9 protein-coding genes are annotated in these 21,392 nt (G+C 71.1%); 2 read left to right on the top strand and 7 right to left on the bottom strand.

Annotated features, from left to right (window positions below; genetic code table 11):
• Positions 1 to 2: 2 nt before the first annotated feature.
• Positions 3 to 656 carry an OmpA family protein gene (locus AC3ANX_RS03435; RefSeq protein ID WP_488335635.1) on the bottom strand — a complete coding sequence of 218 codons (654 nt, stop codon included), beginning with the start codon at positions 654 to 656 and terminating at the stop codon, positions 3 to 5.
• A gap of 171 nt (positions 657 to 827) precedes the next feature.
• Between AC3ANX_RS03435 and AC3ANX_RS03430 the strand changes: the two genes are divergently transcribed.
• Entirely contained in the window at positions 828 to 1,754 is a 927-nt protein-coding gene (locus tag AC3ANX_RS03430) for a type VI secretion system-associated FHA domain protein (protein ID WP_488335634.1), read from the top strand.
• Here AC3ANX_RS03430 and AC3ANX_RS03425 read toward each other — a convergent pair.
• Together AC3ANX_RS03425 and AC3ANX_RS03420 are read right to left on the bottom strand one after the other, a co-directional pair.
• Positions 1,741 to 3,738 carry a serine/threonine protein kinase gene (locus AC3ANX_RS03425; protein WP_488335633.1) on the bottom strand — a complete coding sequence of 666 codons (1,998 nt, stop codon included), beginning with the start codon at positions 3,736 to 3,738 and terminating at the stop codon, positions 1,741 to 1,743. The genes AC3ANX_RS03430 and AC3ANX_RS03425 overlap by 14 nt on opposite strands.
• On the bottom strand, positions 3,735 to 4,496 hold the full coding sequence (locus AC3ANX_RS03420; protein WP_488335632.1) for a PP2C family protein-serine/threonine phosphatase: 762 nt from the start codon (positions 4,494 to 4,496) through the stop codon (positions 3,735 to 3,737). Before AC3ANX_RS03420 ends, AC3ANX_RS03425 begins: the two co-directional genes overlap by 4 nt.
• A 165-nt stretch (positions 4,497 to 4,661) precedes the next feature.
• Here AC3ANX_RS03420 and AC3ANX_RS03415 point away from each other — a divergent pair, with 165 nt between their 5' ends.
• On the top strand, positions 4,662 to 6,017 hold the full coding sequence (locus AC3ANX_RS03415; RefSeq protein ID WP_488335631.1) for a M23 family metallopeptidase: 1,356 nt from the start codon (positions 4,662 to 4,664) through the stop codon (positions 6,015 to 6,017).
• Here AC3ANX_RS03415 and AC3ANX_RS03410 read toward each other — a convergent pair.
• Genes AC3ANX_RS03410 through AC3ANX_RS03395 form a run of 4 tightly spaced genes read right to left on the bottom strand, consistent with a single transcriptional unit; the run spans position 5,992 to position 21,266 of the window.
• Complete coding sequence (locus AC3ANX_RS03410) at positions 5,992 to 6,819, bottom strand: CPBP family intramembrane glutamic endopeptidase (RefSeq protein ID WP_488335630.1); 828 nt, start codon at positions 6,817 to 6,819, stop codon at positions 5,992 to 5,994. The genes AC3ANX_RS03415 and AC3ANX_RS03410 overlap by 26 nt on opposite strands.
• A 1-nt stretch (position 6,820) precedes the next feature.
• Entirely contained in the window at positions 6,821 to 10,009 is a 3,189-nt protein-coding gene (locus AC3ANX_RS03405; RefSeq protein ID WP_488335629.1) for a CHAT domain-containing protein, read from the bottom strand.
• The gene (locus AC3ANX_RS03400; protein ID WP_488335628.1) at positions 10,006 to 19,506 is read right to left on the bottom strand and encodes a beta strand repeat-containing protein; all 9,501 of its coding nucleotides are present in this window, start codon (positions 19,504 to 19,506) and stop codon (positions 10,006 to 10,008) included. The genes AC3ANX_RS03405 and AC3ANX_RS03400 overlap by 4 nt, the downstream gene beginning before the upstream one ends.
• Positions 19,503 to 21,266 (bottom strand): ShlB/FhaC/HecB family hemolysin secretion/activation protein, encoded by a 1,764-nt coding sequence (locus AC3ANX_RS03395; RefSeq protein WP_488335627.1) that lies wholly within the window; start codon positions 21,264 to 21,266, stop codon positions 19,503 to 19,505. Before AC3ANX_RS03395 ends, AC3ANX_RS03400 begins: the two co-directional genes overlap by 4 nt.
• Between the last annotated feature and the right edge of the window lie 126 nt (positions 21,267 to 21,392).

The raw sequence follows: 21,392 nt of genomic DNA, 5'->3' as shown, positions 1-21,392 counted from the left end.
CGTCAGTTCGCGCGGGCGAACTCGACGCGGCGGTTGCTGGGGTCGGTCGCCGTGGTGCCGGCGCGCGGCATGTCGAAGCCATAGCCGACCGGCTGGAGCAACGTGCGGTTGGCGCCCTGCCCGACCAGATACTCGACCACCGACTGCGCCCGGCGCTTCGACAGATTGAGGTTGAGCGCGCGGCTGCCCTTCGCATCGGTATGGCCGGCGACGATGAAATGCTTGCCGGCGAGTTCGGGCGACTGCATCGCCGCGGCGAACTGGCGCGCCTCGGCCTTGGCCTGCTCGGTCAGATTCGCCGAATTGTAATCGAAGCTGACGTTCATATCGAGCGCGCGGCCATAAGCCGGACGCGCATGACCCGACGCGAGCGCCGGAGCGGTGCGGACATAGCCGGCACGCGGGGTGCGCAGCGCGGGCGAGCGACGCGTGACCGACGATGCCGCGGCAGCCGGCTTCGCACCGGCGACCGGCAGGCCGAGGCTGAACGCCTTTTGCTTGACCCCGGGGAGCGGAATCGCATCATCGTTGTCGGGCGCATCGTCCTTCATCGCCGCGACGATCGCGTCCTTGGAGTTGTGCGGCGCCTGGGCGAAACACATGGTCGAGCTTGCCAGGCCCGTAACAGCCAGCAGGAGATACAAAGAACGGCGCATGAATATCGATCCTCACCACACGATTCGATTTACCGTTTCTTAGACCAGACAAGCACCGAAAACAATGTTTACGCCTTGCGATACCGCCGATCGGGATTGTCGATCCCCCATCGGATCGCCCATAGGCATGTCGCGTGATCGAGAGGAGCTTGGCGACATATGATTCTGACCTTGTCCGTCCAAGATACGGCCGCGCCGTCCGCGCGCGCGGGGACGCCGTTTCTTGTCGCCGAACGCAGCGTTACCATCGGGCGCGCGGCGGATTGCGATCTGGTGCTTGCCGATCCGACCAACGCGCTGTCGCGCCGCCACTGCCGGATCGACTGGGACGGCACCGGCTATGTGCTAAGCGACACGAGCAGCGGCGGCACCTATGTCAACGGCCGCCCGCTTGCGGCGGCGCACCGGCTGGTGCCGGGCGACGTGCTGACGCTCGGCACCTTCCGGCTCGGCGTGACGCTGACGGCGGGATCGGCCGCGCCGGCCGATGCATGGCGCCAGCGTCCCGCCCCGCCCGCGAACGCGCAGAGCCAGGCGCAGACGATGGTCTCGCCCGAGCGGCAATCGGACGCGGTCGCGCAGTTGCTCGCCGCCGCCGGGTTGCGCCGCGACGAGGTGCCGCTCGCCGATGCGGCGGTGCTCGCGAGGAGCGGCGCGCTGCTGCGCCAGCTCGTCATCGGCCTGTCCGCCACGCTCACCGCCCGCACCCGTGCCCGCAAGGAGATCGGCGCGAGTGCGAGCCCGCCCGCCGATCGTGCCAATCCGCTGCTCGCCGAGCCGATACCAAAGACTGTGCTCGCCGATCTGCTGCGCGCCGGGCCACCGGCGGCGGTAGCGCAGGTCAACGCCGGCTTCCACCGCGCCGAGGCGCACCAGCGCGCGACGCTCCATGCGATGCAGGCGGCGCTCGCCACGACGCTCGAACAGATCGCGCCATCGGCGATCCGCGCACGCACCAAGGGCAACGACGCGGCGCTGTGGAAGGCGTATGAGGCGGCGTTCGCGGGCGCGGCCGACGCGCCCGGCCTGCTCGACATCTTCGCGCGCGAACTCGCCGCCGCCTATGAGCGGCTTGCGACCGAGCCTAGGCCGGCTTGAGGCTGTTGTACCACACCATTTCCGACTGCCAGTGGTGCTTCGCCGCATCCGCCGCGAAGCGCTGCGCCCAGTCGGCCGGGCGCGACCCCGCCTTGCCGTCGAGCAGCGCGGTCGGGAAGCCGCCGTCGCCGGTCAGCATCACCAGCCCCGACCAGCCCGAATGGTCGGTGTAGATCTGAAGCCGGTAATGGCCCCCGCCGAGATCGGAAATGGTCGATCCCACCCCCTTCGGTAAGGTGTTGAAGAACCCCCGGTTGGATACCAGCGGCGAGATCGCGCCGCTCGGCTCGACGCCATAGAGCTGGAAATCGCGCACGCCCGCCAGTTGCAGGTCGATGATCGCGACGCTCGCGACCTTGCCGTCATAGGCGCCGCCCGACTGGACCTGCATGCCGTAGCGACGCTGCGCGCTGGTCATGTGCGTGGCCCCGGCGGGTGCGCGGATCGCGCGTACCGCGTCGATGGTCGCGCATTCGGGCGCGGGGATCGGCACGACATCGCCGAAATCGGTCGAGGAGATCCGCCCGCCCGCGCCGCTCACCACCTTGGAGATCGCCGCGAGCGCGTCGGGGGTCTTCCCCGCGACCCCGCTCAGCGCGAGCGACATGCCGTCAGGCCCCGGCTTGACGCTGTTGAGATCGAGCCATGCGCACGGAATGTCGGGCAGCGCGCGCGTGACGGCGGCGCGCACCGTTTCGGTGTTCGGCGCACCTGCGGTCGCGCTCTTAGTGCCGAGGGGCGCGGCAGGCTTGGGCGCACCGCCGCCGCCGAGCGCGACATAGCCGAGTGCGCCGAGCAGCGCGACCCCCGCAGCCGAACCGCCGAGGATCAGCGGCAGCCGGTTCGGCTTCGACGTATCGCCTTCGGGCACCCGCACCGGCTTGGCGGCGCGCTCGGGTTTGGCGATCACCGGCTTCTTTGGGGACGCCGGCTGCGGCTTGGGCTCAGCCAGTGCCGCATCGAGCGCCGTCAGCACCGCTTCCATCGAGCGCAGCCGCTGGCTCGAATCGGCGACCAGCATCTTGTCGAGCAGCCCACGCAGTTCGGGCGGCGCGGCGCTGGTGTCGACGCCCTTGCGGCGCAGGTTGATCGCATCGACGAAGGTGGTGCCCATCGCCACCTTGCCGCCCTGCGCGACCGACAGGATGACCAGCGCGAGGCTGTACACGTCGCTCCACGGGCCGACCTGCCGATCGAAATCGCCGAGCTGTTCGGGCGCGACATAGCCGAGCTTGCCGCCGAAGCCGTCGCCGATGATGGTGTGCGAACCCGGCGTCAAATCCTTGGCGATGCCGAAATCGATGATCCGCGCCTGCCGGATCTGCCCATCCTGAAGGATGACGTTGTCGGGCGCGATGTCGCGGTGGACCGCGCCGAGTGCGTGCGCGACGCTGAGACCCTGCGCGAGCCGGCGCAGCAGCGCGACCAGATCGTCCAGCGACGGCGTGATCGTGCCCAGAACGTCCGACAGGTTCGCGCCCCCGATGAACTCGGTGACGATGTAATAGACGCCGAACTTCATCTCCTTGCTGAGCAGCACGTAGCGGACCAGCGCAGGGTGCGAGAGCTTCTGGAGCGTGCGCGCCTCGTTGCGGAACAGATCCTGCACGTTGGGATCGTCGGCAAGGTGCGGCAGGATCACCTTGATCGCGAGCCGTTCGTCGGTGTGGACGTTGGTGCCCTCATACACCTCGCCCATGCCGCCGCGCGCGATGAAGCGCGACACCGCGAAGGTGCCGTTGAGCACGTCGCCCACGCCGATACGGCCGGAGCCGCCGGCGGGCGGTGGCGGCGGCGGTGTAGCGGGCGCCGCGCGCGATGGTTCGAACCGGGTGCGGTCGTCGTCGTCGGCCGGCGCAGGCGCTTGCGGGGGCACCCGCGACGGTTCGAAGCGCGTGCGATCGTCGGCATCGGCGGCCGGCGGCGGCGAAAGCGGACCGGTGCGGATGATCGTGCGGTCGTCCTCGGGGCCGTCGTCGCTCATGCCCGCCCCTCGAACGCGCGGCCGACGCGGAACAGCGTCGGCTCGGACGCGCGCACCGCGATCACCGTCACATTGTCGGGCGCGCCGCGCTCCAGGCACAGATCGACCATCGCCTCCACGCCGCGCCCGTCTTCCACCATTGCGACATAGCGCGCGATCTCGGCATCGGCCAGCACGCCGTGCAGCCCGTCGCTGCACAACAGGAATACGTCGCCGTCGAACACGTCGTCCGCCACCATGTCGATCTCGACCGGATCGGCGAAGCCGATCGCGCGGGTCAGCACGTTGCGGCTCGGGTGGGTGGCAGCGCCCTCCTCGGTGAGCAGGCCGTGGTCGATCAGCTCCTGCACCTGGCTATGGTCGCGCGTCAGCCGGTAGAGGTGGCGCGCGCGCAGCAGGTACGCGCGGCTGTCCCCGGTCCACAGCACGCCGAAGCGGCGATCCCGCACGACCAGCGCGACGATCGTGCTGCCCATCGCGGTGCCGCTCGCCTCCGCCTCGCGCATCACCTGCGCGTTGGCGGCACGGATCGCCTCCGCCGTGGCGAGCAGCATCGCGTCGAAATCCTCGATCCGCGGCACCGCGCCGATCGCCTCGATCAGCGCCGACGCTGCCCAGTCGCCGCGCGACAGGCCGCCCATACCGTCCGCGACCGCCCAGACCCCGTTCGCCTCCAGATCGGCGAAGCGATCCTCGTTATGCTTGCGGACGAGGCCGACGTCGCTGCGCGCCTGCGTCTCCGTGCGCAAAGGAATCATCGCCCGGTGCCCCCGCCCCCAACACGCCAGCCCAACTGGCACTGCATGTGCGATCATGGTAGCGGCATGTCGAACGGCAATCCACAAGGATTCGAAGCAACACGGGGGCGCCTTGATCGGCGAGGTTGCTTCGCTTGACTGGCGCAGCAGGGGGCGGCGGACGACGTGACCACGGATTTCAGCGAGTCGTTCGATCCGAGAACATGGCCCGGAGTCGCCACCTTCTTCGCACCCGCCGCGAATGCGCCCGAGCCGGCGCGCGACGCGGCGCTGCTGCGGCGACATGCGATGCCGGTCGCGCTCGGCTGCTCGCTCGCGGTGCTGGCGGCGGGCGCGGGCACCGCCCTGCTGATGCGCGGCACGCCCGCCTCCGCCCCGCCGACCGCGATCGTCGCGCCGCTGCCGGTGCCGACCGCAGCCGCCCTCCAGGCGGGCGAAGTCGAGCGGACGGTCGTGCTGGAGACGGTGGCCGATCTCGCCGGTGCGCTCACCAGCGCGGGGATGCGCGCGGACGACAGCGGCAAGGTGGTCGCGGTCGCCGCTCCCGCAATCGGCACCGCCAGCGACCTGCGCGCCACCTTCCGGCTGTCGAACGCGGCAGCCGCGCCCGCGCTTGTGCGGCTCGAACTGTCGAACCCGGACGGATCGGGCGTGGTGGTCGCGCCGGATGCGGGCGGCAAGCTCGTCGCCACCAAAGTCGCGGCGCATCTCGACACGCGCGTGGTTGTGCGCAGCGGGCGGATGGATGCCAACAGCTTCTATTCCTCTGCGGTGGCGGCGGGGATCACCGACAGCCTGATCGCCGATTTCGCCAAGGCGCTCGCATTCGATTTCGACTTCCAACGCGAGGTCGGCGCGGGCGACGCGTTCGAGGCGGCGTTCTCGCAAAGCTTCAACGCGCATGGCGAGGCGGTCGGCGCGCCGGTGCTGCTGTTCGCCTCGCTCACCACCTCGACCAAGTCGGCGAGCGTGTATCGGTTCGACGGCGCGCCGGCGGCGGGCCACTGGTTCGACAGCAGCGGCCGCAGCGTGGTGCGGGCGCTGATGCGCACCCCGGTCGACGGCGCGCGCGTTTCCTCGACGTTCGGGATGCGCTTCCACCCGGTGCTCGGCTTCATGAAGATGCACGAGGGCATCGACTTTGCGGTGCCGATCGGCACGCCGATCTACGCCTCGGGCAATGCCGAAGTGATCTGGGCGTCGATGAAGGGCGCCAACGGCAACCTCACCGTGCTGAAACACGACGACGGGCGCGAGACCTATTACCTCCACCAAAGCAAGTTCGAGCCCGGCGTCGTGGTCGGCGCACGCGTGGTGCAGGGCCAGAAGATCGGCGAGGTCGGCACCACCGGCCGCTCGACCGGGCCGCATCTGCACTACGGCATGAAGGTGAACGGTGAGTGGGTCGATCCCTCGGCGGTGCCGGTCGACGAGGGCAAGACGCTGAGCGGCAAGGACCTGGTCGCGTTCGGCAAGGTGCGCGACAGCATCGATCTCAACCGGGCGCACCCGAACGGCTGAACCGCCCCCGCCAAACGCCAAGCGGCAGCAGGATGGCGACCAGCACGAAGCTCATGGCCAGGCTGGCGTTGAGCCCCTCGGTCGAGCCACCCCACAGCGCGCTGCCCACCATGTCGATATCGAGAATCGCGCCATAGCCGCCGGTGCCGGGGTTGGGCACGAGGCCGAGCAGCAGTTCCTCGCCCCAGTTCCAGCCGATATGCGCCGCCACCGGCAGCACCAGCCCGCCCGAGCGCAACGCCAGCAACCCGAACATCACCCCGCCGAGCAGGAGGTTGAGCATCGTCACCAGCGACCGTTCCCCGCCCGCGATGTGCAACCCTGCGAAGGTCACGGCGGTCACGCCCAACCCCACCGTCGGCCCCCACGCACGCACCAGCACCGGCTGGAGCCAGCCACGGAAATAGACTTCCTCGGTGGCGGACTGGAACACGACCAGCACTGTACCCAGCAGCAGCGCGCCGGCTCCATGCGTCCCCATACCGTGCCGCGTCTCGCCGGCAAGGAACGCATAGCCCGCCGCGCAACACAGGCCGAGCAGCCCGATCGCGAAGCCGGTGCCGGCGGTCGCCGCGAGCGGGCCCGGTCCGGCGAGCGCCGGCCAGCGCCGATCCAGCGTGATGCCGACCGCCGCGACGCCGAGCAACGCACCGAAGATGACGAGCGTCAGCGCGGTCTCGCTGATCGCCGCACGCGGCGCCACCGCCATGTACAGCACCGGCCCAAGCCGGACGATCACCGCCGCCGCCACGATCGCCGCCGCCAGCGCGACCCCTGCGTGGGCGTGGCGGGGCAGCGTCACCTCAGCGCGCCGTGCCGCCGGGTGCCGACGTGGCGGCACTCTGCGGGCGATCGGCGAGCATCTTGCCCGATCCGTCGCCCACCACGAAATACGCCGCCCAGAAATAGGGGTGCGAGGTCGTCGGCTTGTTCATCAGCGCGAGTTGCGCGGTGCGCAGCGATGCCTCGATGCTGCTGGTGCGACCGCTGCGATAGAAGGTCTCGATCAGCGTGTCGGTATCGCCCGTCGCGGGCACGCTCCACAAGGTCGCGACCACGGTGCGCGCCTTGGCCGCGAAGAACGCGCGGACGAGGCCGTCGAGGCTGGGGGTCGATTCCTCCTGCCCCGTCAGCCGCCCGGCGAGTTCGTCGACGCCGCTCGCCGTCTCGCACGCCGACAGGAACACGAGGTTGGCGTTGAGCCGGAGCGCGGCGATCTGATCGTAGCTGAGCAGCCCGGTCGAGGCGACGCCGCCGGCCGCATCAGGCGCGAGCGTGGTGAGCAACGACGGCGGCAGCCCGCTCTTGCAGCCCGGCACCGGGAAGGCCTGCGCGGTCAGGCCGTGCGTCGCGAAATGCAGCACCTGATATTGCGCGAGTTCGCCGGCATCGGACACGCGCTTGATGTTGGCATCGCTGAACGCTGCCCCCGTGATCATCGTCGGCGTGCCGACCTGAAGTGCGGCCGCCGACAGCGAAATCTCGCGCGCGCTGATCGGCGTGTTGTTGTTGTACGCGGAAACCCATGTGCCGTATTGCACGTCGCACCCGGGCGCGAGCTGGATCGTGCGGTCGGCCGCCGCACCCTGCGGAACGGCGGCATAGGCCGTCTCGCCGAGCCCGAGGAACGGCTTCGGCGCGGCGCGCGCCACTCTGGTACGCGTCACGACGAAGCTGCGCGGCGACAAAGCGGTGGCGAGATCGGTCTTGCGGCCGAGGAACGCGACCTGCGAATAATCCAGCTTGGACGCGGGCGTCGCCGTGCCGGCATCGGTCACGAAGATCGCGGCTGGCAGGTTGCGCAACTCGCCGACCGGATCATAAGCGATGCTGGTCGCGCCGGTCAGCAGCGGGCGCGCCGGCCCGGCGACGGCGGCGAACAGATCGCGCGACTTGCCGACCGCGAACGCGCGCAGATTGACCTGGCCCGATGCGTCCACGAAGCTGCGCGCCGATCGCAGCACCTGCGTCGCCTGCGCGTTGACCCAGTCGACGGGCTGATCGACCCGGTAGATCACCGTCCTGTCGGCGCTGATCGCCGCGGCATAGACATGCCCGTTGAGCGCGGCGAGCTTGAGATACACCTCGCCCGGGCGTAGCTGACCGCGCAATTCCTTGATCGTCACGAAGGTTTCGATCACCGGGTTCAGCGTCGGCGCGAGCTTCGCATTGGTCTCGACCAGCGCCGCGTTGGCGGTATTCTGTTCGTCCTGCAACGCCTTCAACGCGGCGGTGTCGCCGGGCGCGACGTTCTGGATCTCGTAGCGCAGCCGCAGCACGCGACGCTCGTTCTCGGCCTGATCGGCGAGCAGCGCCTGCACTGCCGCGTCGTCCGACACGACCGATTGCAGCCGCACCACCTCGCGCGCGACCGCCGGCTCACCGGTCGCCTGCAACGCCTTGAAGAACTTCTCGTCGATCACCGCCGAGGGCGTCGTGGCGCTGATGCGGACCAGCGCGTCGAGATAGCCGCCGAGCGCAAGCGGCGCATTGCCGCTGGTGCCGCCGCTCGTCGCCAGCACGTCGACCGCATTGTCGTAATCGGCGAGCAGCACCGCCTGATCGACGTCGGGAAGCAGCGATTCGACCTTGGCGCGTTCGAGTTGCGTCTCGGCGATGATCGTCGGGCTCGCGGTCGGCTCTCCCGCGCGGCCGGACGGGCCGCTGAACAGGCAGGCCGATCGCACCGGCGGCGTCGAGTTCTGCATCGCCGCGATCGCGCAATCATAGGCGGCGAGCGCCCTGGCGGGCTCATGCGCGGCCTCGTCGATGCGACCGCGCTGGCGCTCGATGCCGGCGCGCAGCCACGCGATCGAGCTCGGCTGCACCCGGCTCGCCTGCAACGCGCGGATCGAGCGTGCCGCCCGGTCGAGCGCGGCGCGGCTCGGCGCGATCTCGCCGAGCCCGAGATGGCTGAGGCTGCGCGTCCAGTTTATCTCGGCGTCGAGCACCAGCCGGTCGAGCTGCGCCACGCTGGAAACACCGATCGCGGCGGCGGGATCGGCGTCCTCGCGGTCCTGGTTGAGCAGCCCGAGAACCACCGGATCGGTAAGCGGATAGCCGCTCGTCGGGGCACGATCGAGATCGGCGAGCGCCTCGGCCCAGGCGCGGCGGTTGGTCGCATCCAGCGCCATATAGGCGGCGCGCTTCAGCTTGAGCGTCGTGGTGGCGTCGGACGGCGGCGACGCAGCGATGAGATCGCCCGCCGCGGCGAAATGCGCGGCGGCGGCATCGAACGCGCTGATGTTCGAATCGGCCAGACCCGTCGTCATGCGCAGTTCCGCCTGCACCTGCGGCGGCGCATCGGCGAACTCGCTGCTCGCATCGTTGAGCAGGCGTGACGCCTCGACCCGGCGGCCGCTGTGGATGAGCTGGAGGCCGCGCGTGATCGCGGTCTGTGCGGTGAAGTTGGTGGTTCCAGCCGCTGCCTCGTGCTGGCGCGGAGCGGGTGCTGCGGCGAGCGCGGCCGGATCGAGCGAGGGCAAGCTGCGGTCGTCGCGGCGCGGCGGGCGCTCGCCCGCGATCACGACGCGCAGCAGCGCCTCGAGCGGAGCGAGCGCGGTCTGCACCGCCGCCGCCTGATACGCCTGCCGGCCGCGCGTGACGCGCACGTCGACCGCGTTCGCGCGCAGCTTTAGGTCGAAGCAGCGCCGCGCCTCGACCGCACCGATGCGCGTGATGGCGAGCGGTTTGGCCGCGCCGCACGCGCTGACCGAAGCCGGCGCTGCCGTCGCCGACGCGATGTTGACATAGCCCTGCACGCGCGCCGCCGCCGCACCGCGACAGGTGATGCTATAGCCCTGATCCTGCTCGAAAAACGTGCCCCTCTCGCCGATCTGCCAGCCGCGCGTCGCCACGCAGGGCTGGCCGGTGCGGTCGCGACCGAGATCGAACGTCGCCGGCAGCGTGCGCGCCGGCACCGCTTGCGGCATGCCGCCGCATGCCAGCGCGAAGCCGAAGACGGCGCAACGCAAGCGCGGGATCAGACTCATGGACGGGTTCCTCGCGCGGGGCAGCCGGCGTCGCCGGGGCTGGTGCAGTCGGGATCGGCGACGGCGCCGCCGGTGGTCGTGAAGTCGCCGATCAGCGCCTCGTTGCTGGTCCCGATCGGCGGATCAAACGGAATGGTGAGATCGTCGGCGACGCCGAACAACTGCAACTGCCGCTCGTCGAACAGATTGAGGTTGGGTGGCGGCACGTCGAGCACGAGGCAGCCGCGATCGGGCGAGCCGATCACGCAGCCGTTCACGCGCGAATTGGACTGGGTGATGCGGATCACCCGGTTGCCGCCGTCGCTGGTCGCATAGTCGATTGCGGGCGCCCCCAGCAGCCCGGCGGTGCGGCCGACGAAGCCGTTGATCGTGCCGAACAACCCGAAAGCGTTGGTGGGTGAATTTCCGACGCTGCGCAGCAGCAACGCGGGCGAGGTGATCGACCTAGGCGCGCCGGCATCGCCCAGCACGACGCCCGCACCGAGTGCGGTGGTGCCGGTGTTCTGGAACAAGGCGAAACCGCTGTACGAGACGCTGAGCACCTTCGCAGTCAGGAACACGTCGGTCGGCAGATTATAGCCGACGTAAAGTCGCGAACCAGGCTGCGAGACGTACAGATCCGCGACACGCTGCGCGGCGGCGGCGTCGGTCAGCCCGGCGGTGGCGGCCGCCACGTCGCCGAGCAGCGCCGCATCGCCGAAGCCGATCCGCTTCGCGCGCAGATCGAGCGTGGCGGACGGCAGGTTGATCGCCGCGCCGCCACCGCCACGCACGACAGTCGCCTCGATCGCGGCGGCGAGCGGCACGGTGCCGAGTGGTGCGGTGCCGAGATCGCCGTCCGCGCCGCCGATCTGGAGCGTTCGGCCGCTGGCGCTGCCGGCGTCCTTGATCGTGCCGCTGAGCCGGAACGTGCCGGTGCCGAGCAGTTCTAGGGTCTTCGCGCCGGTGCCCGCCGCCAGCGCAAGGTTGCCGATCCGCACGTCGCCCGCGAGCCCGTCGATCCGCACCGTATCGGCCGAGAGCAACGCCAGTTCCGCTTCGCCGAGCGCGAGGTGCTGCGACGACCCGCCTGCGTCCGCGCCCAAGGTGCCGAGATCGGTGCCGGTGGCGAGCGCGCCGCGCACGATGTTGATCGTCGAGGTTCCGCCCGCCGCGCCGGCGCGGATCAGCCCCGACAGGTCCGCATCGCCAGCGGTGATCGCGATTGCGCCATTGGCGGTGGAGACCGTGCCGAGCTTGACCAGACCGCGGTTCGCGGTGAGCGTGATGCCGCCCGCCCCGCTCGTCGCCAGCACCGCCGATCCATAGTCGCTGCTCGCGCCGCTCTTGAGCAGGCCGGTGATCGCGCCGTCCGCCGCGCTTACCACCAGCTTGCCGCCGCTCGACTGGATCGAGCGCCCCCCGCCATCGGCGAGACGCACGTTCCGCACGCTGGCGAGCGTCACGTCGCCCGCGCCGTTCAGCGCGCCTGCCACCACGATGTCGCCGCGCACGCCGGAGGTGGTGAGCGTCGTCGCCCCCGCCACGACGCTCGCCGCCGCCGCAGGGTCGAACTGCCCGCCCGCACCGGCGCCGATCCGGATGTCGCCACCATAGCCGCCGGTCGCACTCGCCGCCTTCGCAGTCAGCGCCAGCGCACCGGTGGCGGTGAAGCTGCTCACGTCGATCGCGCCGTTGTTGGCGATCGCACCCGCCTGCGACACGTCACCCGCCTCGACCATGATCGCGCCGCCGGTGACAGACCCTGCCTGGAACACACCACCGGTGCGGACCGTCACGTCCCCGCCCGCACCGATCGCCGCGCGGCCATGTCCCGCATCGAGCCCGGTCGAGCCGCCAACCAGTCCAGTCACGTCGCCGTCGAGTGCGGCCAGCGTCAGGGCGCTGCCGGTGCCCGCCGTCACGCTGCTCAATCGCAGGTTGCCGCTGGTGCTCGCGATCGCAGCGCTGCCGGTCACGTTCAGCCCGCGACCGACCACGACATCGCCGCGCACGCCCGCCGCCGTGATCGCAGTTGCGCCGCCAACGCTGGTCGCATCGGCCGCGGCGTCGCCCACGCCGGCTGCGGTCGCGCCGAGCCTCACGTCGCCGGCATAGCCGCCGCTCGCCGTCGCAGCGACGGCGGTCAGCGTCAGTGCGCCGGTGGCGGTGAATCGGCTCACGTCCACCGCGCCGTTGTTGGCGATGCTGCCGGCCTGCGCGACATCGCCCGCAGCGACGGTGATCGCCGTGCCGCTCACGCCTGCCGCCTGGAACAGGCCGCCGGTCGTGACGACAACGGTGCCGCCTGCGGTTATCCCCGCGCGCGCATGCCCGGCGTCGAGTCCGGTCGAACTGCCCGCCAGCCCGGTCACATCCCCGTCGAGCGCGGTCAGCGTCACCGCTCCGCCCGCGCCGGTGGTGATCGTGCCGGCGCGGATGCTGCCGTTGTCCGCGCCGGCTGCGGCGGCGGTGCCGAAGCCCGCGAGGATCGCAGCGTTGCCGCTCGCCCGCACCGCGTCGACCGTCACGCTGACGTCGCGCTGCGCCGCACCGCTCTGAGTCGCGGCGAGCGAAACCGCGCCGCCGGTCGCCTCGGCAAGCGTCGCGACGATGCGGCGGCCTGCGATCGTCACGTCCCGGTGCCCGGCCGAGCTGCCGCCAGCGGTCACGGTCGCCACGTCGATCAGCCCCTTGCCCGCGATCGTCGCGGCCGAGCGCAGGCTCACCCCGCCATGTGCGCTGGCGAAGGCGGCGACACTGTCGCGCGCACCGTGCCCGGCGGTGTCGGTGATGTCGCCGCCGGCGTCGGCGACGATATCGCCCGCCGCGCCCGATGCCTGGCCACCGAGATGCCGCGCGGGCGCGAGCGCCGCGTTGGCGAACATCACCGCCGGCCCCGCGCCAAGACCATCGCCGTTGGCTGTGACCGCGTCCGCGCGCAGGTCGCCGCCCGCACGCAGCACGGCGTCGCCGCCCTGGGTGGTCAGTGTCGTCACGTCGAGATCGCCGCCCGCGACCAGCCGCGCGCCGGTGCCCGCCCCGACCGTGCCGAGCGTGGTGGTGCCGCCACTCTGCGTGTCGATGCCCAGCGCAGCGGTAAGGTCGGTGCGCAGGGCACCCGCCGAACCGTGCAGGTCGCCCGCCGTCGCCAACGCGATGCCACCGCTACTCGACGTCGCCGAATCGAGCGTCACGCCGTAGAGGCTGCCGGCGTCGAACGTGTCGATGGCAAGATCGCCGATGACATGCACGTCGCGAAGCGCGATTCCACCGCCGGTGGTGAGCGTCGCGCCGATCGTATAGGCGGGCTCTGAGGTTGCCGGTGCCGACGCGCTGCCGATCGTCCGCGCGAACACCGAGCCGAGCTGCAACCTACTCCCCGCGCCGAGGCGGATGCCGATATCGGCGGTCGCACCGCTCGCCGGGCCGGCGCGCAACGTCGAGATCGCATCGCTGCCGAGCCCGTCGGCGAAGCTGATCGCGCCGGCCGAATCGAGCACGAGATAGCTGGTCGCCGCGCCGCTGCCCGCGCTGTCGGACACGAGCGTCAGCCCCGCGCCGCCGGTGATCGCGCCCGCCGTCGATCGGATCGCCACGTCGCGTGCCGCGCTCTGCGTCGCGCCGCCGAGATTGCCGAGCGTCACCACGCCACCGGTCACGCGGTAGTGGCCGGTTCCGGCGGTGACGTCGCCGCCGATCCAGGCGGTGCCGCCAGCAGTCCCGTCGACATCGGTGCCGGCGGCGAGCGTGCGCGCCTGGAGATCACCGCCCGCACCGAGCGTGATCGCCTTGTCCGCCTGAATGGCGAGCAGGTCGAATGCACCCCGCGGCGGGTTGCCGGGATTGGTCGCGCCGGTCAACGCCAGGCCGGTCAGATCGGCCTGCGCGCGTGCGGCGACGCTGCCGCCAGCCGCAGCGATGGGTCCGAGCCGCGCGCTGGTGTCGCTCGTGATCGTGACGTTGCCGCGCGCGCCCGCGCCGGCCAGTCCGGCGTCGATCCGCCCGACCCGCAGTTCGTCGGTCGCACTGGTCGCATCGCCGAGTGTCTTGCCGAGCGTCACCGCATTGGCCGCCGCGATCGTGCCGACGTAGAGCGGACTGCCGATACCCGCCACCGCGCGCGTCGCGGAGGCGGAGATATTGCCGTTCTGCGCCACCAGCGCCTGTGCCGACAACGCGCCCGCGTCGATATGGATCTGGTCGAACGTGCCCGCCGACGCCGTCGTGCCCGCCGCGACCGTGCCGAGTTGCGCGATGCCTCCAGCGGTGATCGCGATCGTGCCGGTGTTGGCAGTCGCGGTGAGGTTCGCAGCGCCGTACCGCGTGTCGAGCAGATCGGCGTCGAGATCGCTCGTCGCCGCGCCCGAGCCGACCGCGCCGCTGCCGTCGATCACGATCGCACGCGCGTCCGCGTCGGCCAGCGCCAGCACCGAACCGGCAGCAAGCCGCAGCGTGCCGCCCGTCGACGTCGCCTGCGCGATCGCGACCCGGTCGGCGGTGATAGTGATGTCCGAACCCGCCTGCACCGACTGGAGGTTCACCGCATGTGCGCCGCCTGCGCCGCCCCCCGCCTTCACCGTGATCGTGCCGGCGAGCCCGCCCGCGACAAGCCTCGCGCTGACGTCGCCGACCGCGACGCCGCCGCCCGGCGCGGTCGCGAGCCCGGTCAGCGCACCGCTTGTGTTGATGGCGATGCCGCCGCCGTGCGAGGTCGCGCTGCCGAGGCGGATGTCTCCGCCGGTGAGATGCACGTCGCCCGCGCTTACGATGCTGTCGATCACGCTGTCGCCGGACAGCGTATCGACCCCCGCGCCGCCCGCGCCCGCGTTCAGCGTACCGACGTGGAAGCCGGCGAGCGGCACCAGCACGTCGTTCAGCCCGGTCACGTCGCCCGCGACCGAGGTGATCGCGATCGTACCGGCCGCGCCGCCGGTCGCCGGATCGGCGGTGATCGTGCCGAACCGGATCGTGCCATAGCCGTCGAGCGCGACGTCGCCGCGCGCGAGGATCGGGCCGAACAGCGTGATCTCGCCGCCCGCCTGACCGGATGCGATCAGCCGCAACCCGCGATCGTTGTCGCCGGTCGTGCCGGTCGTGATCGCCCGCGTGGTGATGTTCCCGGCGCGCAAGCGGATCGCGAGCCCGCCCGACACGGCCATGTCGCCCGCGAGCGCCACGTCGCCGGTCACATCGACCAGATTGGGCGCGGCGAGCGTGCCGAACCCCGGGTGCGCGACATCGAGCCCTTGCAGGCTGCGCGCGCGCACCGTGCCGAGCGTGAGCGCGGCGAGCGGATCGACGATGCCGATATCGGCGCTTTGCCCGTTCGCCCCGCCCAGCAGCGTGGAGGCCGCGCCGAACGCGATGCCGGCACCACCGTCGGCGCGCAGCGTCATCGCATTCGCCGCCGCCGAATCGCCGCTGTTGGCAATCAGCGTCAGCCCGTCCGCGCCGGCGAGGCCGTCGCTCGCGCCCACGCCATAGGCGGTGATGCCGACCGCGCCCGACGCCTGTTCGAGCCCCGCGCCGAGATCGACGCTGGTGCCGGTCACGCGATAGGCGCCCGTGGTGGTCGCGCCCGCGGTGACGGTGCCGCGCACCGTCACCGCCGCAGCGGTTGAGTTGGCGAGCAGCGGATCGTTGAACACGCCCGCCGTAAGCGTGAGATCGCGGCCGGTGGTGGTGGTCGTCGCCGCCGTGCCGAGCGTGATCGCGCCGCGCGCGGTGATCGCCCCGTCGAGCCCGGCAGTACCGGTGCCGAGCGCCACCCGCCCGTTATATACCGCAGCGCCGACGTTGCCCGAAGAGGCGGTCAGTGCGAAGCTGCCGGTGGCCGCCGCCACGGTGACGAGGTCGATCGCGCCATCGCTTGGGGCGAGCGCAGCGCCGGAACCCGCATCGACGCGCAGATCGCCCGCCGCGCTGGTCAGCGTGTCAAGCTGGACCGCGCCCGTCGCGGTCAACGTCATGCCGGTCGCGGCAGCGAGGTTCGCGCGACCGAAGCGCGCCAGCAACGCCGCATCCGGCGCGCTCGCGTCGAGCCCGAGGCCGGAGATATCGCCACCCCGCGCGGTCACGTCGATGCGTCCGGCGAAACTGGACAGCCCGCCAAGCCGCGCGTTGGCGAACGCGTCGACGCTCGCATCGAGCCGCGCGCTCGAGCCCGCGCCCAGCACCACGTCCCCTGCCGAGGACACCAGACGCAGCGCGCCATTGTTGGCCAGCGCCGCGCTCACGTCGATCGCCCCGCCGGAGATCGAAATCTGGTCGCCCGCCACCGCGCTCGCGGTCGTACCCGTGCCGGCGGTGACGACGCCGAGTTGAACCGTGCTGGCGGCCGTAAGCCCCTGCACGGTGATGCGCGCGTCGGTGCCCTGCGCGGTCAGCGTGGCGCGGCCGTAATCGGCGGGCCCGGTGGGCGTGGCGGTCAGCGCCAGCCCGGTCACGTCGCCGCCGCGCGCAGTCACGCTGAGATCGCCGCCGCTGGTGAGGTCGCCGATGCGCGCGCTGGTGAACGCATCGATCACCGCACCCGTCCGTACGCGCGATCCGGTGCCGACGACGATCTCCCCTGCCGAGGACACCAGACGCAGCGCGCCATTGTTGGCCACCAGCGCCGCCGGCGCGTCGATCGTGCCGCCACCGATCGTGATCTGGTCGCCCGCGACGGCGGTCGCGCCCTGCCCCGCGGTGACGGCGGCGAGCTTGACCGTGCTGGTGGTCGCGAGGCCCTGCGCGGTGATCGACGCCCCGGTGGTGGCTGCGATCAGGGTGGTGCCCGCGTAATCGGCAGCCGACACTGGCACCGCAACGGTCGCGTTGCCGGTGATATCGCCGCTGGTGGCGACGAGGCTGATGTTGCCGCTGCGACTCTGCGCCGTACCGATGTGGAACGCACCCGCGGTGGCGCGCAGATCGAGCGTGTTCTCGGTCAGAATATCGCTCGCGGTGAGCCCGACCGGGGTCGTGAAGCTTGCCGCCAGATCCGCGCCGGTGATCGCGCGCGCCTGCACCGTGCCGAGCGTGATCGCGGTTGGCGCATCGGTAGCGGCGGCGCTCGCCTCGCCGTTCAGCATCAGCAGCGATTGCAGATCGGTGCCGCCGAGGATGGTCGCACCGGTGAAGTCGATGGCGCCGCCCTTGGCGGTCAGGTCGATCGCGCGGTCGCTGCCGGTATCGGCCACGCCGCCGCTGTTCGACTGGAAGGTGTAGCCGCTCTTGCCGACCAGCGCGCCGCCGTTGGCGGTGGCGACGAAGCTGCCTGCCGCCGTCTGGACGCAATTGCCCGCCGAACACGCATCGCCGCCCAACGTCACGCTGCGCCCGCGCACCGCATAATCGCCGCCGGTGACGACCTTGCCCGTCACCGCCGCGTCGAAAGAGTCCCCGGCCGCCGATTGCGCGGTCACGCCGAGCGCGCCGGCGATCGCCGCCGTGCCCAGCGTCGCGGTTCCGCCCGTGGCGAGCAGGCGCATGCCGCCGTCCGCCGTACTGGCGCGTGCGACCGAGGCGGTCGAGGCCGCCTGCACGTCGATCTGGAGCGCGGCGACGCCGCCCGCGCCTTTGCCGGCGGTGAGCGTCCCGAGATCCGCCGCGCCTGCCGACGTCACCTGGATCTTGCGAGCGGCGGAACTCGCGGTCGCATCGGCGGCATCGTTGGCGGCGAGGTTCGCGCTCTCGCCGCTGCCGAAGCCGGTGATATCGCCGGTCGTCGTCCTGAGAACGATATCCCCGGTCAGGCTTGTCGCCGTACCGATGGACATCGCACCGCCCGAGGCGATGTTGATGGTCCCGCCGACCTCGAGCAGCCGCGCCTTGAACGCGCCCGGGACGGTCAAGCCTTCGCTGAACACCGGCGTGTCGCCGTCACTATATTGGCCGAGTTGGCGCGCGCGCGCGGTGCCGAGCGTGATCACGCCGCCCGCGTTCAGCCCCACCGCCGACTGACGCGCGGTGCCGCCCAGTACCTGGCTGTCGGCGTCGAAGGCGATGTCGCCGCCGGCGCGCAGATGCACCGCGCGCGCATCGCCGGCGTCGGCCACGCCGCCCGAGTTGGATTGCAGCCGTATCCCGCCAAGACCGCGAAGCTGCCCGCCCGCATCGATACTGATCGCACCCGCCGCACGTTGGAGCGGATTGCCGCCAAGCGTGCCGAGCGTCACGCTCGCCCCGCGAACGGTGTAATCGGTTCCCGCCGTCACCGCACCGGCGACGGTCGCGTCACCGGCTGCCGCGACCGAGACGTAATCCGCTGCCGACAGATCGCCGGTGACGATCGCCGCGCTTCCCGCCGTGGTCGAGAGATCGATATGCCCCGCGCTCGATACGACATTGCCCAGCGACACTGCGCCCGGTGCCGTCAGCGTAACATCGTCGTGCGAGAAGACATTGCCGAGCGTCACCGCGCCAGCGCCCGCAATCGTCACGCTGGCGGCTTCGCGCGCGCCGTTGGCGATCGAACCGCCGCCGAGGATGTCAGCGTTCGAGAGCAGCGCCGCGCTGCCAGCGTTAGTGGTGCCGAAGGCGATGCTGCCGGCATGCGAGATCGCCGCCGTGCCGGCGGTCTCGTTGGCGTCACCCTCCAGCGTCATGTCGGTGCCGTCGGCGACGCCGCCCGCGATCACCACCTTGCCGCCGACCCGGGTCGCGGTCAGCACCGCATTGCTGGTGACGTTGAGCAAGGCGTCGGTGAGATCGTTGCCGTTCTCGTTCGCGCCGTACAGCCGCACGCTCGCGCCGCTGATCGCACCGCTCGCAGTCAGCCTCGCGGTGGCGAGCGTGGTCCCCTTGCTGATCTGGATGCCGAGCGGGCTGCCGAACGCATCGGGCACGGTCACGTCCGAAGCCGCGACCAGCGCCACGTCGCTGCCGCTCGATGTGATCGTCTTGCCCGCGTCGATGGTCTGCGCGACGAGCAGGATCGGTCCCGCCGCCGCCAGCGTGCCGGTGCCCGCCCGCAAGACGATGCCGCCCTGCCCGAGCAGCGGCGCGGTAAGCCCGAGCGACTGATCGCCGGCGATGAACTTGCTATCGAAGCCGAAGGTGGTCTGCGCAGTGCTCAGTACGAGGCTGCCACCCGAGAAGCTGCCGGTGTTGCCGAAGGTGATGCCCGCCGGATTCACCAGCCACACGGTGATGTTCGACTTGGACGTGATCGACCCGAAGATCGAGGACGGGCCGGTCAACCCCGATACGCGGTTGAGCACCGCGAGGTTGGCAGTCCCACTGGTGGTGAAATTGACTTCCTCGCGCGCCGAGGACGCTCTGCCGACGTTGAACGTCGCCCAATCGATCACGCGGTTCTTGTTCTGCAAATCGACCCGCAGGCCGAAGCCGTTGTCGAACGCGGTGATGTTGGCGATGTCGCTCGGCCCGCCCGATTGCGGCACCTGCACCGGCGCGGTCGGCAGCGTCTGCGCCACCGCCTGCCCGCCGCCAAGGCACGAGACCGCCGCCGTCGAGACGAGCAGCGCGCGCAGCGTGCGCGACGAGGAACGGCGGTGCTGAACGGTCATCGGAAGAATCCCCACGGCAGCAGCTTGACGGTGAGCGACACGAGCACGCGGTCGTCGGGTCGCACCAGATCGGTCACGAGCGCGCGGTTGAGCGGATGCGCGTACAGCACGTCGAGCACGAGGTTGTTGGGCATCGTCACCCGCGCGCCGCCGCCAGCCGAGGTCAGCGAGCGCCGCGTCTCCAGCGTGCCAGGGTCGAGGTTGTAGAGCCGCACCAAATCGTAGAAGCCGAGCACCTCCACGCCGAACGGCAAGCGGAAGCGATCGCCGGGCGAGATCACCTGGAGGCGCGGCTGCGCGCGCGCGGCGATCACCCGGTCGGCGCCGTTCGCGCCCGGATCATAGCCGCGCCCGTAGGTGAGGTTGCCGATCGAGAATTCTTCGAGGTTTAGCAGCGAATGGTTCGCCCATTGCCCGTACACCGAGGCGTCGAGCGCGAACACGCGCACCGGCCGCACCGTCGCGCGCAACTCGCCGCTGACCACGGTCGCCTGCGGATCGCCGTCGAAGCGCGAGGGCTGGAAACCGCCTTCCGCGCCGAACCGCTTGCTCGCGCCGAACACGTCGACGCCCTTGCGGACCTGCGCATAGCCTTCGAGGCTCCACACGATATCACCGCGGCTGTCATATCCGCGCGCGTCGCCGTCGAGCCGGGCGTATGCGACGCGGATATGGTCGCGCGTGAACGGCGCATCGACGTCGCCCTGATGGAAGATCGTGCGCTGGGTCAGCCATTCGAAGCCGCCGGTGGCGCGCAGATTGTGGTTGAGCGCGCGGATCACCGGCATCGACAGGTCGACGCCCGCGATCAGCGATTTGCTGCGCAGGTCGAGATTGGGGATGCTCGGGTTCGACAGGGCGTAGCTCGCACGCGCGCCGATGCGGAAGCCGTGCTCGCCGAACCCCATGTCGTGCCCGCCCTGGATGACGTGCGTCTCGCGCCATTGCAGCGAGTTGGAATAGGACAGGTAGGTCCGGTCATCGAGCCCGGTCAGCCCGTATGCCTCGCCGCGCAGCGACGCGATCTCGCGGCCGAGCTGTCGCGATCCGTAGTTCTGGATGTTGGCGAGCAACGCGAACGCCTGCGCATCGACCTTCAGCTCGCCGATCACCTCGCCCGGCCCGCGCCCGGCGGGACGCAGCGCGAGCTGGACCTTGAGGCCGGGGATGTCGCCGGCCAGCAGCAGGATGCGTTCGGCGGCGAAGCGGTTGAGCGGATCGAGCGCCATCAGCGCGGCGGAGCGCTGCTCGATCGCGTGCCGGAAACGCCCCGTATCGCCAACCACGCGCACTTCGACCAGCCGGGCGGCGACCACCAGCAGCCGGAGCGTGCCGTCCTTGATCTCCTGCGGCAGGATCTGCACCGAAGCGACATAGCCGGCGCGGCGCAAGGCGGCGTTGGCGGAATCGCGCAGGCCGCACACCACCGCGATCGGCTGCGCCGTGGCGCCGGGCGCAGTGACGTGCGCGTTCAGGATGTCGAGCAGCGCAGGCGCTACGGCAGCGCCGGCGGGGCCTTCATAGGCGATCCGCTCGATCGTGACGGGGATCGTCGACGTGGCGAGCGGGCAGGATGCGGTCTCATCGACCCGGCTCGAATCGACATTGACCTCGGGTGCCGGTCTGGCAAGATCGGGCGTGGGCGACGGCAGCTCGACCTGCGGGCGCGTCTGCGCATACAGCGGCAATGGCAGACCGAATGCCGTAAGCAGCAGCGCACGACGCACAGCCCCCAGAATTGCGCTGTCCCGCTGTTTCATAGCCCCCCTGCCAACCTTGGCGCGCCCCGCCGATGAACGGTGCGCCCCAGCCCCCTTTTGACGGCCCCGTATCGCCAAACCGGCCCGCTTCCGCAATCGAATTCAGGGAAGCGGCGTTCGCTTCGT

Source organism: Sphingomonas sp. BRN-1R, from assembly GCF_057748035.1.
Note: the sequence above shows the minus strand (reverse complement) of the source record. Positions and strands in the feature narration are given on the sequence as shown.

What these genes read in the sequence shown, in the direction of transcription:
- AC3ANX_RS03435 (WP_488335635.1), bottom strand. Translation starts at nt 656, where the DNA reads ATGCGCCGTTCTTTGTATCTCCTGCTGGCTGTTACGGGCCTGGCAAGC.
- AC3ANX_RS03425 (WP_488335633.1), bottom strand. Translation starts at nt 3,738, where the DNA reads ATGAGCGACGACGGCCCCGAGGACGACCGCACGATCATCCGCACCGGT.
- AC3ANX_RS03420 (WP_488335632.1), bottom strand. Translation starts at nt 4,496, where the DNA reads ATGATTCCTTTGCGCACGGAGACGCAGGCGCGCAGCGACGTCGGCCTC.
- AC3ANX_RS03405 (WP_488335629.1), bottom strand. Translation starts at nt 10,009, where the DNA reads ATGAGTCTGATCCCGCGCTTGCGTTGCGCCGTCTTCGGCTTCGCGCTG.
- AC3ANX_RS03400 (WP_488335628.1), bottom strand. Translation starts at nt 19,506, where the DNA reads ATGACCGTTCAGCACCGCCGTTCCTCGTCGCGCACGCTGCGCGCGCTG.
- AC3ANX_RS03395 (WP_488335627.1), bottom strand. Translation starts at nt 21,266, where the DNA reads ATGAAACAGCGGGACAGCGCAATTCTGGGGGCTGTGCGTCGTGCGCTG.